Origin of the sequence: Nodularia chucula CCY0103 (genome assembly GCF_963923915.1) — a bacterium.
GTDB lineage: Bacteria > Cyanobacteriota > Cyanobacteriia > Cyanobacteriales > Nostocaceae > Nodularia > Nodularia chucula.
In genome coordinates, this window is sequence record NZ_CAWUOL010000001.1 from 168,488 (window position 1) to 183,435 (window position 14,948).

Consider the following 14,948-nt stretch of genomic DNA (forward strand, 5'->3'; position numbering starts at 1 on the left):
CAGTTCAATATTAACAATCAATTCTCAAACAGGACTATTTTCCCAAGTTGGATTATTTATCGAGTTATGCGATCGCCTTGTCTATTCCTTTGTATCGCCTGTATTATCGCCCTGCTCTTCACTATACAATGCAGTTAATGTCTGGTTAACGCACTCTTAATAAACCAAAACTTTCCCAAAAGTGAAATAGTCAACACCATCTAACTGATTAATTCAGATGACGACATCACATCATCAATCGTTCCAAGGCTTACTGCTTTAATGGAGATTTACCAGCACTCATCTATCCCAGCTAAGATTGAAACAACTACCAAGGGATGACTGCTACCTCTAGATGAGAGTAGACAAATATTACTAAATAATTAAAGTCGGGATGACAGGATTCGAACCTGCGACATCCTGCTCCCAAAGCAGGCGCGCTACCAAGCTGCGCTACATCCCGAAAACATTCAGCTTAAAGCAAATAATTAGGTTTTAATCTAGCCTAATCATAGCATAAGTTATGCTTTAACATGGTTGATAGAAGTTTTGGTGGATTCACCTAACTTCTTACTCACCACAGCAATAAACAAATCATAGCAGCTTTTACATATTTTGGCTAACAAATTTTAGCTGATCTTGTTATCAATAAAATTATATATGCCAAGAATACATCAAGCTGCTTTCCTTCTGCCCTTTGTTTGCTGCTGAAAATCAGTGTGGATACCAAAACATACCTTTGATGCCTTCTGGATCAGACATAAAACCCATCCCGCGATAAAAATCTAGAACATGAGGGTCAGCAAAAAGTGTCACATTGCTAATTTCCTCACTTCTGAGTTTTTTGAGGACATATTTCATCAGCGCCTTACCCAGTCCTTTACCTTGAAAATCTGGGTGAACTACCACATCCCAAATAGTGGCATTAAACGCATGATCTGAGGTAGCACGCGCAAAACCTATCAGCCGTTTTTTGTTACCTCGCACTTGCCACATAGAGGCGACGAGAAAACTATGCTCAATGGCTTTTTTTACTTTTCTTAAAGGACGACGCGACCAACCAACTGCATCGCAAAGCTCCTCTAGTTCATACAAGTCAATTTCTCGATCCGTACTAAAAACTATGCGAGTTTCTATCTGAGAAGCTTCACCAGATTGATTAGAGCTAGATTCGCCCCAACCAGACCCTGTAATTTCTTCAACAGAGGTAGTTTTACTTGTCGCTAAAGAATCCGGACTATTAAACCAAGTTTTCCAAAAACCCATGCCGACGTGGTTCGGGTAGTATAACTCAATTGGTTTCCGCTTTCGGGGAATGTTGATTTTCGTCTTACAAAGCGACAACCTCAAATATTCCTAACTCCGGAATTTTTAATGGCAACTGCTTATGATGACGTGTTTCACACCAATCATATCCAAGTCTAGCATTTTGTTGTAGACCATAGAAAAAATTTCCGTAAAAGCCCAAAATATCACTTAATATTCTGTAGGATTTGAAATTAGGTATGGGATATTAGGCAATAATTGCTTGTCACCCCGTATCTTTAAGATATGGGAAAGAAAAAAATTGTGTGCCGCACGCTACGTGTCTCCACACCAGACCTAATCATCTGGTTTCAAAAATTTGAGTAATTTTTTGGGGTTTCCTAGTCCCCTGTTCCCTGCTGATGAAAGCAAGTGAGTCCTATACCCAACGATGGCTTCTGGTTTAAAATCTTCGACACTGGAACTTCTAAAGCGCTTTAACCGAGCCTTTCCCCAGTTTTATGAGCAATTTGTGAGTAGTGAGATTCAACTGCAAAATTTGCGCCTAGCTTACCGTCTTTATAAAACTAAGCGGGCTGTTATCGAATTAAAGTCGGAAGGTAGCAAAAGCGCTTTGCATTTTGCTTACCGCAATCAATCCTTTTTGCTCAGTGATATTTTCGGTGTGCTAGCGGCCTATGGATTAACCATTCATGGACTCAGTTTATATGGTCAGATTAGACCGCCAATGTTAGTTTTTATCAAACTCCTGGTATCTCGTGGGAGCAAAGCTTTAACCGAGAAAACCGCAGAAAATGTTTGTCGCGCTATTCGTGAGGCTTTAGGCGGGCGATTTGAGGTAGAAGAAATGCTAGCTGTAGAATTTAATCTCGATACTGGACTAGAACAAGTACAAACAGAGTTTTATGTTGATCCGGTGTTTCATCTTCCCGCCCTGGTAATTGAAGCGGACAATCAACCGGGATTATTTTACAAAGTTATGCACACCATTTGGCAAGAAGACCTTCTAGTAGTCAATGCTAATTTGCTGGTTTGGCGGGGACGCACACGGCTTATCCTGTATTTATTGGGACCGAATGAAAGCCTGATTCCGGAATATTTAGGACACAAAATTGCTGAAGGGGTGAGGTTGCGGTTATTAGGTAGATAAATCAGTCTAGTTAATGTCCCATAGTATACAGGAAGTCGCTATTGATCCCAGACTGAAAAACTGTATTAAGTGTCGCAGTATCTGACTCGCACCCGTTCTTCAGGGTACGATATTAAGTATGGCAACCATTGAAATCTTGGGCGTTCCACACGCATACGAACTCACGGCTCCTACTTCCTGTCCTCATGCTTTGGTGTTTATCCACGGTTGGCTAAATAGCCGTGGGTATTGGCAACCTGTAATTTCCCGGATATCAATTGATTTGCAGTGCTTGTCTTATGATTTACGAGGTTTTGGAGAATCTAAATCCCAACCAGAAGTAGATTTTAGTCAGGAAAAAAGTTCTGTCAGTTTGACTTCTCAATCAATTGATGATTTAAGTTTGTCTTTCGATTCTGTTTATACGCCAGCTGTTTACGCTCAGGATTTAGCAGCCCTTCTGGAACAGATGAATATTACTAGTGCTTGGCTAATTGGACATTCTTTAGGAGGCACGATTGCTCTTTGGGCGGCTGCTCAAATGCCGGAATGTGTAAAAGGAGTGATTTGTATCAACTCAGGCGGTGGTATTTATCTCAAAGAAGCTTTTGAGCAATTCCGTTCAGCAGGCCAAAGATTTTTGCAAGTCCGTCCCCGTTGGCTTTCTCATCTCCCTTTGGTTGATTTGTTATTCACTAGAGACAGTGTAGCCCGTCCTTTAGATCGTCATTGGGCGCGTCAGCGAATGATTGATTTTGTCATGGCTGATCCAGAAGCGGCATTAGGCGCATTGCTAGATTCCACAACAGAGGAAGAAATTAACCGTTTACCGCAGCTAGTGTCTCAATTGCAACAACCAGTTTATTTTTTAGCTGGTACTGATGATAAGGTGATGGAACCTAAGTATGTTCGCCATTTAGCTAGTTTTCATCACCTTTTTCAATACAGTGGCGACAATGTGATTGAAATTCCTAATTGTGGTCATTTAGCAATGTTAGAACAGCCAGATGTTGTTGCTGATTACATCAGGCTAATCGTTAATCGGTGAATTGGGGAGTAGGGATCTGGGGGAAATAAACAAATTAATAAAATTTCATCACCTGGCTGAGTGGCAGTCTAGACTCGACCCCTAAAGTCAAAGGTGATGTATGACCTAGTGATAGGTGATGAGAGGCGGCGCAGGCGATCATGGCGGCGTTATCGGTGCAATATTTCAGGGGAGGGAAGAGTACACGTATCTGATGCTCGGCGGCGTTTGTCTGTAAGATTTTTCTCAAGCTGCTGTTAGCGGCTACCCCTCCACCAATGGCTATGGTGTTCAAATTATGGTCGAGGGCGCAGGCGATCGCTCTTTTGGTCAGCGATCGCGCCACAGTTTCCTGAAAACTCGCTGCTAAATCATTTACGGGCACTGGTTTTTCATCTTTCTCTAATTGCTGTACTAATCGCAGTACCGCCGTTTTTAAGCCACTAAAACTGCTGTCATAGCGATGATATCCCCCACTCGGTAAAGACACTTTTCCCTCTGGCAAACTAAAGGCGCGGGGATTACCAGTTTGTGCTAATTGGTCAATTACTGGACCACCGGGATAACCCAATTTTAACAACCGGGCAACTTTATCAAAGGCTTCTCCAGCTGCATCATCACGAGTTTCGCCCAAGGTTTCGTAATTACCACAATTCTTCACATAAATCAAACTTGTATGTCCACCAGAAACGAGTAAGCTAAGGAATGGGGGAGCTAAAGTTGGCTCACTCAAATAAGTCGCGTAAATGTGACCTTCCAAGTGATGCACTCCCAAAAATGGCTTGTTGTGTAACATGGCTAAAGTTTTAGCAGCAGTTAACCCTACTAACAATGCGCCTACCAGTCCAGGGGCGCAGGTGGCCGCGATACCATCTATGTCCTCCCAGTTTAGTTGGGCTTGTTCTAGAGCCTGGGCGATCGCCTCATTGATTGTTTCTAGATGTTGACGGGATGCCACTTCTGGTACTACCCCGCCATATTGACGATGAACTAAAATCTGAGAAGCGACAATACTGCTATAAACTTGACGATTGTTTACAATAGCGACGGCAGTTTCATCGCAGCTAGTTTCGATTGCTAAAACAGTTGCCATTTTCAGGTTGTGTTAAGTAACGATTTGTTTGAGAAGCTTTAACTTTTATTTACTTAAACTTTACTGCGTTCCCAGCCAAGAGTATGATGACTTTCTAGTTATGCAAATAAACAACTGTACAAGCCGCTTCGTTTTGTACAAAGAACTTTGTGTTTTGTAATAAAAGGAAACAAATCTATGAGACGATTGTTTGCTTTGATTTTAGCGATTTGTCTTTGGGCTAACTTTGCCCCCCCAGCCCAAGCGCTTGGGGCTAACCTAGTACCCTGTAAAGACTCTCCCGCCTTTCAAGAGCTAGCAAAAAATGCCCGTAACACCACCGCCGACCCCGAATCTGGCAAAAAGCGGTTTGAACGTTATTCTCAGGCATTGTGTGGACCAGAAGGTTATCCTCACTTAATTGTTGATGGTCGCCTAGATCGAGCTGGTGACTTCCTAATTCCCAGTATTCTCTTTTTGTACATTGCCGGTTGGATCGGCTGGGTAGGACGTGCTTACCTGCAAGCCATTAACAAGGATGAATCCAAGGAAATCCAAATTGACCTGGGTTTGGCACTACCCATTATTGCATCAGGCTTTGCTTGGCCTCTAGCAGCGATTAAAGAATTCCTTTCAGGTGAATTAACCGCCAAAGATTCAGAAATTACTGTTTCTCCTCGTTAATTCTCCCTTACTCAATTCATTTGTTTTGGAGACTAAATTCATGGCAGACAAGAGCGATCAATCCTCTTACTTCATCACCTTTCTTTCTACAGCTCCAGTGGCCGCTACTATCTGGCTAACCATTACAGCTGGGATTTTAATTGAATTTAACCGCTTTTTTCCCGACTTACTTTTCCACCCACTACCATAGGTAGAAAATTGAGTTTCAGGCTAATTTTTTGTGGTGGGATTACTCAAGCTAATTGAGCGAAACTACTGCTGAAATTAGCAGTAAATATCAGCTATGAAACTCGTAAAGCTGTAAATAGCTTGCGGGTTTCCTAGTTTAGTAAGATTTCGTAAATTAATTTTTCTAAACTTCCTAGCCAAAAAACATATTTAGCTACAAATATTATTAATAATATAAAAATGCCCCAATTCTAAATTTAGAGGCGAACACAAAATATGTCCCAAGCAGTAAATTCATCGAAAAATCGCCCTAGCGATCCTAGAAATAGCGAAATTGTTGCTCCAGCAGGACGCGACTCCCAGGAAGGAAACTTAGAAACCCCAATTAATTCATCTCCCTTGGTGAAGTGGTTCATTAATAACTTACCTGCCTATCGTCAAGGTCTCAATCCTTCTCGACGTGGACTAGAAGTAGGCATGGCTCATGGTTACTTGCTATTCGGACCTTTTGCTAAACTAGGACCCCTACGTAATGCCGATAATGCTAACTTAGCTGGATTACTGGCAGCTATTGGTTTGGTTGTAATTCTGACTGCCTGTCTATCCTTATATGCTAATAGCAATCCCAACAAGGCACTGGCTAGTGTCACAGTCCCCAACCCACCAGTAGATGCTTTTAACTCCCAAGAAAGCTGGAATAATTTTGCTAGTTCTTTCTTAATCGGTGGAATTGGTGGTGCAGTAGTGGCTTATTTCTTGAGTAGCAATTTGGGACTCATTCAAGCTCTATTTAGCTAATTTCATTTTTTAACTGTTAGGCATTGGGCATTGGTAATAGCTAATTGTGAGTTACTTTTTAGTGTTACCCATGCCTAATGTCCTATTATTACTGTTAATACGCAAATGAAAAGCTGCGTTCTTTGGTGTGGAAAATGTTTAGTATTACAGAGTTTTAGCTACCCAAATAATGTAGCTTCTATGGTGCTGAGAGCATTTTCTAAATCATCATTAACAATTTGAACATCAAATTCCTCTGCGGCTTTAACTTCTTCTTCGGCGCGGTTTAGGCGACGAGCGATCGCCTCCTCAGAATCTTGGGCGCGACCACGTATGCGGCTCTCCAATTCATTCAGGGAAGGCGGTAGAATAAAAATGCTGAAAACGCCGGGGAAAGAAGCACGGATTTGTCTTGCTCCTTTTAGTTCAATTTCTAGCACCACTAACTTGCCAGATTGAACTTGGTTAAGCACAGCCTCACGGGGAGTACCATAATAATTCTCTGCAAATTCCGCCCACTCCAAAAATTCACCTTGATCAACTAATTGTTCAAACTTACTGCGGCTAATAAAGTAATAATTTTCCCCATTAATTTCTCCTGGACGAGGAGAACGAGTCGTCGCGGATACAGAATAGTAGAGTTCCGGATGACGTTTTAACAGTTCTTGCATTAAAGTACCTTTACCAACCCCACTGGGGCCAGTTAAAACAATTAGCCGACCGGGAGAGGGGCTTGCTTGGGTGGGAGAATTAGTCTGGATAGGTAAAACTTGCATTATCCGTTCAAACTGTGAATTAATTATTTAGACATTATTAGTCATTAGCTGTGTTTTCGTGATCAGAGGAACTTTTGAGCAACGAATTTGTAGCACGAGTGACAGAAAATTTGTCTAATTCATATCCTACTGCTGATGTGGTGCAAATGGGGGTAGGGTGCTTAACCTACATGAAATCAGTTCTCTACAGTATGATGATCACGAGATATCACAAACCGATTCGCTACCGTTTCCGGTTGAATCGCTGAAAGAATGACGTGGCTAGAATCAGTGATAATTACGGCTCTTGTCCGACGACCATAAGTCGCATCCACTAGTTGACCTCTATCCCGTGCATCGGTAATGATCCTTTTAATGGGCGCTGATTCTGGACTAACGATGGCAACTACTCTGTTGGCAGAGACGATGTTACCGAAACCAATGTTAATTAATTGTATTTCCATAAAAAATTTACACCAAATCTGGTGTGATAAGTTGGTAAGGTAATTATCCCCATGTTATCGTTAAAAAACGGGAGTTACAACGATTTATGTTTAGCAAGGGTGAGTTTTTAAATGACAAATAGGTTTTTTAGCTAATAAATAACCAGATATACTGTAAATCTTCCCCAGGAGATATGCGAAAATATAAAAAAACAATCTAATTCGCCAATGTAAATTTAGTTTTCATCAAGTTTATATTAAAACTGGACTAATTGACACTCCCCGGCGTGAACGCACGGGGATTCTTGGATCTAAGACATAACTTGCTCATGCAGGTTTTCACCAGTATGAGTAGAGGTTTTATCTCCCCAAGCGTTGCTTGCGTCTAGCGCAAAAGTTCCGGTATGCCCTACCGTACCCAATCCCCGACTAAGGATGATTCTAGCCGCGTTTTCATCTCTATCCATCACGCATCCACATTTACAAACGTGGGTTCGAGTGGATAGGGTTTTTTTGACAATTTCACCACAGCTAGAGCATTCCTGGCTACTGTATTGCGGGTTAACCGCCACCGTTACCCGTTTAAATACTTTACCAAAGTATTCAACCCAGACACGGAACTGATACCAAGATGCGTCATTAATAGACTTAGCAAGACAATGATTTTTCACCAAATTTTTAATTCTCAAATCTATGCGCTACGCGCACGCTACGCGAACATAGGCTATCAAGTCGTGAGACTGAACTACGCACCGTGCTAATTTCACAGCATGGTCTTTACGTTGCCTACTTATTTTGAGGTGGCGTTTTCCTAAAACAAGTCTTGCCTTGCCTCTATTTTTTGACCCTTTTACCTTTCTGGAAACTCGACGTTGTGAGCGCTTGAGAACTTTTTCACCAATACGAAGAAACTTAGGGTTCTCAACCATTATTCCATTAGAATCGGTGTAGTATTCTTTCAGCCCAACGTCTAACCCAACTGTATTGCCCGTAGGTTCTATGTTCTCAGAACGGTTTACATCAATACAAAACTGAACATACACACCATCTGCACGTTTGACCAATCTCACCCGTTTAATCTGGTTAACTTGGTAGAAATGCAAATCACGAGTACCTTTGAGTTTTAAGCGACCAATGCCTTTTTTGTCGGTGAAAGTTATTGATTTACGGTCATCGGCAATCCGCCAGCCTGATGTTTTGTACTCAACCGAGCGACAATCTTTCTGGAATTGAGGATACCCCTTTAAGCCTGGAATACCCTGTTTGCAGTTGTCATAAAACCGAGCGATAGAAGACCATGCACGTTCAGCAGAAGCTTGACGAGCCATTGAGTTAAGTTCATTCGCAAAGGGAAAGTTAGCTGCAAGTACAGCACAATATTTTTGCAAGTCGTTTTTGCCTATACCGCTAACATCCATCCATAGCCGAATACAGCTATTCCGAATGAACTTAGCAGTACGAATTGCTTCATCTACTGCAACGAATTGCGCTGGTTTTCCATAAGCTTTGAACTCAAAAACAAGCATCTTTCTACCTCCTGGCTTATACTACCATATTTGGTATAAGATTAATTCAAATATAATAAAAAGCCGTCGTTCCACGACGGGGCTTTAAACCCATTTCTTCGGTAACAATTTTCCTACCTCTAAAGACAGTAATCAGTAAATATTGTTTCTTCAACACGGCATCTGTGAGTTGACAAAATATCAGAGGAGTGTAAAAGTTGTTTTGAGCAGTTGAGATATCAAACAACCCTAGTGCTTGTTTATCGCCTCATGAGCCACATAAAGTAATATGACTTTTGAGACGCTAATTAAACGATCCTAAATAAATCTTGGCGATTTGTTAGGGATTTTAGGTGTTAATACACATTGATATTCTGATACTGGCTCACCCACTCACATTAACAAGAGCGAAGAGACAGACAATCAATGCACGAATTGTTAAATTTTAATGATGGAAATCTGCTGCTACAAGCTTTAACTCACCGTTCCTATGTCAACGAACACCCTGGTGAAAAGCATAATGAGCGCTTGGAGTTTTTAGGCGATGCTTTACTGACCTTTATCAGTGGTGAGTATCTGTATACGCGCTATCCAGATATAGCAGAAGATGAAATGACTCGTCGTAGATCGGCACTAGTAGATGAAAAACAATTGGCAAAATTTGGGTATGACATCGGTTTAAGCTCACAAATGCGCTTAGGGAGAGGAGCAAGACAAGATGGCGGATTTCAAAGCCCTAATTTATTGAGTAGTACCTTTGAATCGGTTGTGGGCGCGTATTATTTAGATTGCGATCGCAATATTGAAAAAATTCGCCCAATTATTCAAGATTTATTTGATTCTGTTCCTCCAGCCATTATGGAAATCCGTTCTAATGTGGATTCCAAAAATCGATTGCAAGAGTGGGTACAAGCAAAATTTGGATCTGTACTACCTAAGTATATAACCGAACGCATCGGCGGTCAGGATCATGCTCCAGAATATCTGGCTAAGGTATTTGTGGGTGAGCAGATTTACGGATACGGAAAAGCTCGTGGTAAAAAGGAAGCTGAAAAACAAGCTGCGGAAGATGCATTATCTAATCTGAAAAAACAGGGTTTAATTTAGTGGGTGTCTTTGTGGTTAGATAATTCTTTCTTCCACAAAGACACAAAAACTAATCAATATTTAGTTTTCTTTTTCAGTTCTCGCCATTTTTCCTGTAATCCATTCAAATTAGGAGTATGACCACCGTAACGCCAACCCACGTAAGCTTGGCAAATTTCATCTATCACCTGAGCTGTAGCTGGGGGATGATGCTGGTGTGATATGTTGGCATACTCTAAGGGTGTCTGTGCAGGATGTTTACCCAAACCTTTTTGAGCTAGCCATTCCAGCATTTGTTGATACAGACTTTCCATTGGGGGCAATTTTTTTAACCAGCGACGTTTCAACCATTGTCGCCACTGTCCCCAAGTTAGCCAACCTAAAAATGCCGTGCTTGTAGCTATGATTAATCCTGTTACAACACCAAGCCATCCTTGAGAAAAGAGAGCCAAGAATCGCATAAATGATCTAATTAACCAGGTAAAAATCTTACCAAATAGCGTGTTTAAAAATCCTGTGACAGGACTAGGTAGCCAGCCAGCTACCCACTGCCAAAATTGCCGTAGGACACTAAATGTCTCTATGTCTTCAACAGAAGGGGGAATTAAAGGATTGTTGGGGATGGGGTCAAAAGCAAACCATCCATATCGAGGGAAGTAAACTTCTGTCATTGCGTAAGCATCTGTGTTACGCACAACGTACATCCCGGTAAATGGATTAAATTGTCCAGCGCTGAAACCAGCCATTAATCTGGCGGGAATATCAATAGAGCGCAGCATTATTGTCAGAACAGTGGAAAAGTGATCGGGATAGCCGCCGTTGTTTTTGAATAAAAAGGCTTCTACCAAATCTTCATCTTCACTCAAAAAGGGCAAGCCTAAAGGATTGTCAGGAACAGAGTAGTTTTGCTTAAGGTACTGCGCCAAGTAAAGAGATATTTCATAAGCTGAATCCAGGGTTTTGGCTGAATTTGCTACTCGTTCTTGGTTGTAATTATTGATGATTTCTTCAGTGCGTTGGCGAACTTTTTCCTTAATTTCTGGGGGAACTTGGAAGTAATGATCTCGAATATGGGGGGGATATCTGGTGGAAGCCTCACCTAATAAAGTGCGATCGCGGTATGGTACTTGAGAAACTACAGTGTAGGTCATTCCTTCTGATAATCCTACAGGCGATCGCAGGCCATTTTCTTGATCCACTGCAATAATCGGTGCAGGATAATAGACCTCTTTTGGATGAGCCATAGCCGGAATCAAGTTAGGCAAATCTGACACCACTGTATAAGTTTGCACTATTTCTCGACTGCGACCAATAAATATGGGTAAAGGTAGACGAATTTGATAAGACCAAGGCGCTCGCCTGTGGGTAGTAACATCATCATTCCGGGAAATCTCCCATCCTTGCCCCGTGTAGTGGTCAAATGCCAGCACTCGCCAAAATCCTTCAATTTGCGATCGCACCCGCATTACTACCTTGGGTGTCATCTCTCCCCGCAAATTCTGGTTCATCTGGCTATTAAAACCGTAATAAAAATTATTATCTAGTTGACCATTTTGGTCTTCTCCATCACCGCTACCAGTACCATCATTGCCCCTACCTTCACGAACATAACCAGGATTAATAATAGTCTGACCCGTAAAATCATCATCGACATTAATAGGGGCGCTGACAGGAAAACTCCGGAGTTGATAACCAGGAAATCTCGGTAAAACTGCAAAAATTGCCAGTCCCAGCCCTACTATGATCAAAAAATTCAAACTTAAGAATTTTAAATTCAAGATGGGAGAACTTTGCAGAGAGAACTTTTTATTTTTTGGTTTTAATTTCTGAATACCGAGTTGAGAGCGATAGTTTAATACTAAAGTCGGCAAGGCGATCGCCAGAAATAACAGTAGCATGGGGGCAAAAGCTAGAGTTTGACTGAGTGTTGCTGCCACACCCAATAAAATCAAACCAATCACAATGGAATAACCCAAACTTTTGCGCCGAGGCGTATCAAAACTGTGGAGTATTTGCAGTTGAATCAATAACTCCGCCAAAGCCAGTCGCGTATCATGCAATTCTCCCAGCAACCGTCCAAAGAAAGCACCTAGTGCAATTAACATTCCGATGGCGATACAGAACTTAACTGGAATATTGGCACTACGACGATGGTAATAACTCCAGGTTGCACCTAATATACTTAACGGCACAGCCCACAGACTAAATTGAGTCTCGCTAGCAATATCCGTCGCCACAACGCCCACAATTACTAAAGCTAGCACTAGTAGCCGGAGGGAAAGAGCATTTTCCACATCCGTTGGGGCTGATCCTCGGTCATTTTGTCGCCAGTAACGGCCTATAGGTAGAAGCGCAACCTGATTGATTCTAGATAACTTAAACATTGAGAATATAACCCAAGGGGTATTGTAGATGCCATAGACACAATTTTGAGCAAGTCAACTAATATCAACCAAGTTGAAAAAAAATATGACAGATACAATTCAGATAGAAATCCAAATTGAGTCTGACCTTTTAATTGCAAATTATGAATGACAAATTAGTAAGACTACCCTGCTTGTGCTGAGTAAATTTGCCCACGAGTTCCTCCCCAGACAAAAAAAGGACTTCCCGGAGGTAAGCCATGTCAGTTTTAGTATCTCAGACAACTATCATTGTCATTGCGGTTTCAAGATCACAAATCATCACCGCTTGTTAATAAAGTAGAAACCCTAATGATCGATTGTTACTCAAAGATAACATTAAGACCACAATCACCATTTAATACATCGGTATTAATCAACCTAAAAAAATCACAGCAGTTATTGTCACTAAATCGTGGGATTAATGACAAACATTAAAGGCTGTTGGTCTAACTCCGTAAAATCAACTTCCAGAGTATAAATAGGAAGTGGTTGATTACAGTATAACTCTACACTCAAATTTCCTGGAGTCGCAGAATTTGCTACCGATTGGTTGCCATTTCCTTGCAATTTCAAAATTCCTGGAGCCGGTAACTTACAATCAACACTCAACTGTGTTAGGCCCTCTTGAGATTGGTATTCTACCCTCACAGTCAGAGTTCCCGCGCTAGTTAGCCATTGTCTTTCCAGCACAGGACGGGCTGATGATACTCGTAAAGTCAAATTATCCAGCAGTTCTTTAGCTGCTAGCAACGACAAAGCCATCTGTTGACGTGGCTGTAAATCTGAGTAATCGTCCTGAATATCCGGCATAGAATCCAAAGTATTCACAGAACGATAAGTGCTTCTCAACACCAATCCAGCTAAATCATTGATTGTTTGAGACTCATTCGGAAAAAAGCCTTCAACTACCTGAACTAGTTTTGCCCCTAGAGGTAGCGAAGAAGTAATCAAACCTTGACATTTTGCCAGTAAATCTTGGAAAACTTTCTCTGGTAAAGGAACAGGTATATTCAGCTTAGATTGCTGTGCTATCCATGCCCAATGAGGACTCAATGCCGGTGATTTTTCTTCCACAACATCTGAGTACTCTACCAATTGAGACTCCCAAGGAAATAAAGGAGGCTGCTTTTCAACTTCAACTTGTAACCGACGCTTAAGGACGGCTTGAAAACGTTCTTGCACAGTAGGAATTTCTCCCAATTGAAAGGTTTGGGGGATTCCTCCCAATTATGGCTCACCGCCTGTAAAGGCGGCTACCTCCTTGAGAGAGTTATATACCCCGTCAATTTCCTTACAATCTAACAATTTACACTCATAGATGTTAGCTTTATGTAGCAACAACCAATCAAGTAAATCAGTTTGTAAGGATTCTGAGTCACTATTCATGAGTAGATGCACTTGATCCGGATACTAAAGAGTTACGAATTTCCCATGCTTGTTCCAGCATTTTAAACCATCGTTTTTGGAGTTGCGCTGTGGACAAACCTAAAGTTTTGGCAATTTTTTCATCTGGTTGTCCTTCTTGTTTCAATTCCAGTAACGAGCGCTGTTTATCATCCAATTGCGCTGTATAATCTTGCCATTGCTGGGGAGTCAAACCCAAATTAGTGTGCAGTGAGGCTTCCAACCACTCGTGAACTAATTCCCAACGATGTAACAACGCAAACCTGATCAGATGATATTTAAAGCGTTGCTGTAAGTAGTCACGCTGACGGGGAGTTAAACCCAAAATTGACTCAATTTCCTGAGTAGACAAATCCTGAAGACGGAGAGAGAAATAATCAGCACAATCAGATTGTTGCCGTTGTTCCAGATAATCCATTAATTCTGTAATCACCACCGAACGCAGAGTATCTTCTTCTGGTTCTGGTTCCGGCTGCATAGCCATAGCTGAACGCAACTGCTGTACTGCGGGTTCTTCCCAAGAACCGTCATTATCGTTAGAACTACCTTCTGCGGCTTGTTCTATATCTACACTGGTTTCCTGGGGTTGCTGTTGCGAAAAGGTTTGGGCGCGGAGGATAATTAGCTGCTGCTGTCTTCCTGGTAAAGGGATTCGACGCTTACCATAGCGTTCAGTAAATGCCATGTACTCTGCCAATTCCAGCAGACTTTGCGGACGATAAGTCGCACCCAACTGATTTTCCCGACGGAAAGCATTTAAAGCTTCTAAATAAAAACCTTGGAGAAAATCTTCAATAATGGTCAGCCGCCCTTGATAGCTCAACTGCCTTTGAGGAGGATTAATGTAGCGATAAATAATTGCACTTAGAGTACTGTGTAACTCTACCCTACCTCGACTGGAACCCAACTGATAGTACCTGAGACACTGTTGCAGTCGATGTCTAGCCAGGGAAATAGCCGAACTTTGCACATCACCAGAAGCCTGGATACGTTTACTCTCTTGGCAAATTCGGTATACTTCTGTAGTAATTCTGCTGGCTACATCATGGCAATTCTGCTGTGAAGCCTTGGTGAATTCCTGAAGTTCCTGGTATAGGAGTTGGAATGTTCCCTTAACGCTGATAGAATTGTCTTCCTGAACGGTTGGGGTGGAAACTGTTTTGGTTGGAATTGTTGCAGTTGCGGCTGAATTCATAGTCTCGGTTTTCAAAAGACCCTACAATACTTAAGTAAAACCTGTGACGACTG

The 14,948-nt window shown here is 41.7% G+C and carries 12 protein-coding genes, 1 tRNA gene and 2 pseudogenes; 6 read left to right on the top strand and 9 right to left on the bottom strand.

Going from position 1 to position 14,948, the window contains the following annotated elements; translation table 11 throughout:
- Positions 1-368: 368 nt before the first annotated feature.
- Together ACM0OP_RS00685 and ACM0OP_RS00690 are read right to left on the bottom strand one after the other, a co-directional pair.
- A tRNA-Pro gene (locus ACM0OP_RS00685) sits at positions 369-442 on the bottom strand.
- 251 nt (positions 443-693) lie between these two features.
- Positions 694-1,245, bottom strand: coding sequence for a GNAT family N-acetyltransferase (locus ACM0OP_RS00690; RefSeq protein WP_414526457.1), 552 nt, complete (start codon positions 1,243-1,245; stop codon positions 694-696).
- A 430-nt stretch (positions 1,246-1,675) separates the two neighbouring features.
- Between ACM0OP_RS00690 and ACM0OP_RS00695 the strand changes: the two genes are divergently transcribed.
- Both ACM0OP_RS00695 and ACM0OP_RS00700 read left to right on the top strand, forming a co-directional pair.
- Positions 1,676-2,395 (top strand): hypothetical protein, encoded by a 720-nt coding sequence (locus tag ACM0OP_RS00695; RefSeq protein WP_414526458.1) that lies wholly within the window; start codon positions 1,676-1,678, stop codon positions 2,393-2,395.
- 118 nt (positions 2,396-2,513) lie between these two features.
- Positions 2,514-3,422 (top strand): alpha/beta fold hydrolase, encoded by a 909-nt coding sequence (locus tag ACM0OP_RS00700; RefSeq protein ID WP_414526459.1) that lies wholly within the window; start codon positions 2,514-2,516, stop codon positions 3,420-3,422.
- Between the two features lie 34 nt (positions 3,423-3,456).
- Here ACM0OP_RS00700 and tsaD read toward each other — a convergent pair whose 3' ends face one another.
- The gene (tsaD, locus tag ACM0OP_RS00705; RefSeq protein WP_414526460.1) at positions 3,457-4,494 is read right to left on the bottom strand and encodes a tRNA (adenosine(37)-N6)-threonylcarbamoyltransferase complex transferase subunit TsaD; all 1,038 of its coding nucleotides are present in this window, start codon (positions 4,492-4,494) and stop codon (positions 3,457-3,459) included.
- 177 nt (positions 4,495-4,671) lie between these two features.
- Here tsaD and ACM0OP_RS00710 point away from each other — a divergent pair, with 177 nt between their 5' ends.
- The 3 genes from ACM0OP_RS00710 to ACM0OP_RS00720 all read left to right on the top strand — a co-directional run bounded on the left by ACM0OP_RS00710 (position 4,672) and on the right by ACM0OP_RS00720 (position 6,123).
- Complete coding sequence (locus tag ACM0OP_RS00710) at positions 4,672-5,157, top strand: Photosystem I reaction center subunit III (protein ID WP_414526461.1); 486 nt, start codon at positions 4,672-4,674, stop codon at positions 5,155-5,157.
- A gap of 40 nt (positions 5,158-5,197) precedes the next feature.
- A complete protein-coding gene (gene psaJ, locus ACM0OP_RS00715; RefSeq protein ID WP_414526462.1) occupies positions 5,198-5,347 on the top strand; it encodes a photosystem I reaction center subunit IX in 150 nt (49 codons plus the stop codon).
- A gap of 254 nt (positions 5,348-5,601) precedes the next feature.
- On the top strand, positions 5,602-6,123 hold the full coding sequence (locus ACM0OP_RS00720; protein ID WP_414526463.1) for a photosystem I reaction center protein subunit XI: 522 nt from the start codon (positions 5,602-5,604) through the stop codon (positions 6,121-6,123).
- 158 nt (positions 6,124-6,281) lie between these two features.
- Here the strand turns inward: ACM0OP_RS00720 and gmk are convergent, their stop codons facing one another.
- The 3 genes and pseudogenes from gmk to ACM0OP_RS00735 form a co-directional block, all read right to left on the bottom strand.
- A complete protein-coding gene (gmk, locus tag ACM0OP_RS00725) occupies positions 6,282-6,881 on the bottom strand; it encodes a guanylate kinase (protein ID WP_414526507.1) in 600 nt (199 codons plus the stop codon).
- 173 nt (positions 6,882-7,054) lie between these two features.
- On the bottom strand, positions 7,055-7,321 hold the full coding sequence (gene remA, locus ACM0OP_RS00730) for an extracellular matrix/biofilm regulator RemA (protein ID WP_193997704.1): 267 nt from the start codon (positions 7,319-7,321) through the stop codon (positions 7,055-7,057).
- A 290-nt stretch (positions 7,322-7,611) separates the two neighbouring features.
- Positions 7,612-8,826, bottom strand: a pseudogene (locus ACM0OP_RS00735) (RNA-guided endonuclease InsQ/TnpB family protein).
- A gap of 405 nt (positions 8,827-9,231) precedes the next feature.
- On the opposite strand from ACM0OP_RS00735, the gene rnc reads away from it, so the two are divergent.
- Positions 9,232-9,912 carry a ribonuclease III gene (gene rnc / locus ACM0OP_RS00740; protein ID WP_414526464.1) on the top strand — a complete coding sequence of 227 codons (681 nt, stop codon included), beginning with the start codon at positions 9,232-9,234 and terminating at the stop codon, positions 9,910-9,912.
- A gap of 53 nt (positions 9,913-9,965) precedes the next feature.
- On the opposite strand, the gene ACM0OP_RS00745 is transcribed toward rnc, so the two are convergent.
- From ACM0OP_RS00745 to hetZ, 3 genes and pseudogenes are all read right to left on the bottom strand, one after another.
- A complete protein-coding gene (locus ACM0OP_RS00745; RefSeq protein WP_414526465.1) occupies positions 9,966-12,275 on the bottom strand; it encodes a transglutaminase TgpA family protein in 2,310 nt (769 codons plus the stop codon).
- A 426-nt stretch (positions 12,276-12,701) separates the two neighbouring features.
- A pseudogene (locus ACM0OP_RS00750) lies at positions 12,702-13,682 on the bottom strand (PatU).
- Positions 13,675-14,895 (bottom strand): heterocyst differentiation protein HetZ, encoded by a 1,221-nt coding sequence (hetZ, locus tag ACM0OP_RS00755; RefSeq protein WP_414526466.1) that lies wholly within the window; start codon positions 14,893-14,895, stop codon positions 13,675-13,677. The pseudogene ACM0OP_RS00750 and the gene hetZ overlap by 8 nt, the downstream one beginning before the upstream one ends.
- Between the last annotated feature and the right edge of the window lie 53 nt (positions 14,896-14,948).

Excerpts from the sequence above, each read along its gene's own strand:
- ACM0OP_RS00700 (WP_414526459.1), top strand. The coding sequence starts at position 2,514 with ATGGCAACCATTGAAATCTTGGGCGTTCCACACGCATACGAACTCACG.
- ACM0OP_RS00745 (WP_414526465.1), bottom strand. The coding sequence starts at position 12,275 with ATGTTTAAGTTATCTAGAATCAATCAGGTTGCGCTTCTACCTATAGGC.
- ACM0OP_RS00695 (WP_414526458.1), top strand. The coding sequence starts at position 1,676 with ATGGCTTCTGGTTTAAAATCTTCGACACTGGAACTTCTAAAGCGCTTT.
- ACM0OP_RS00690 (WP_414526457.1), bottom strand. The coding sequence starts at position 1,245 with ATGGGTTTTTGGAAAACTTGGTTTAATAGTCCGGATTCTTTAGCGACA.
- tsaD (WP_414526460.1), bottom strand. The coding sequence starts at position 4,494 with ATGGCAACTGTTTTAGCAATCGAAACTAGCTGCGATGAAACTGCCGTC.
- hetZ (WP_414526466.1), bottom strand. The coding sequence starts at position 14,895 with ATGAATTCAGCCGCAACTGCAACAATTCCAACCAAAACAGTTTCCACC.
- ACM0OP_RS00720 (WP_414526463.1), top strand. The coding sequence starts at position 5,602 with ATGTCCCAAGCAGTAAATTCATCGAAAAATCGCCCTAGCGATCCTAGA.
- psaJ (WP_414526462.1), top strand. The coding sequence starts at position 5,198 with ATGGCAGACAAGAGCGATCAATCCTCTTACTTCATCACCTTTCTTTCT.
- ACM0OP_RS00710 (WP_414526461.1), top strand. The coding sequence starts at position 4,672 with ATGAGACGATTGTTTGCTTTGATTTTAGCGATTTGTCTTTGGGCTAAC.
- rnc (WP_414526464.1), top strand. The coding sequence starts at position 9,232 with ATGCACGAATTGTTAAATTTTAATGATGGAAATCTGCTGCTACAAGCT.
- remA (WP_193997704.1), bottom strand. The coding sequence starts at position 7,321 with ATGGAAATACAATTAATTAACATTGGTTTCGGTAACATCGTCTCTGCC.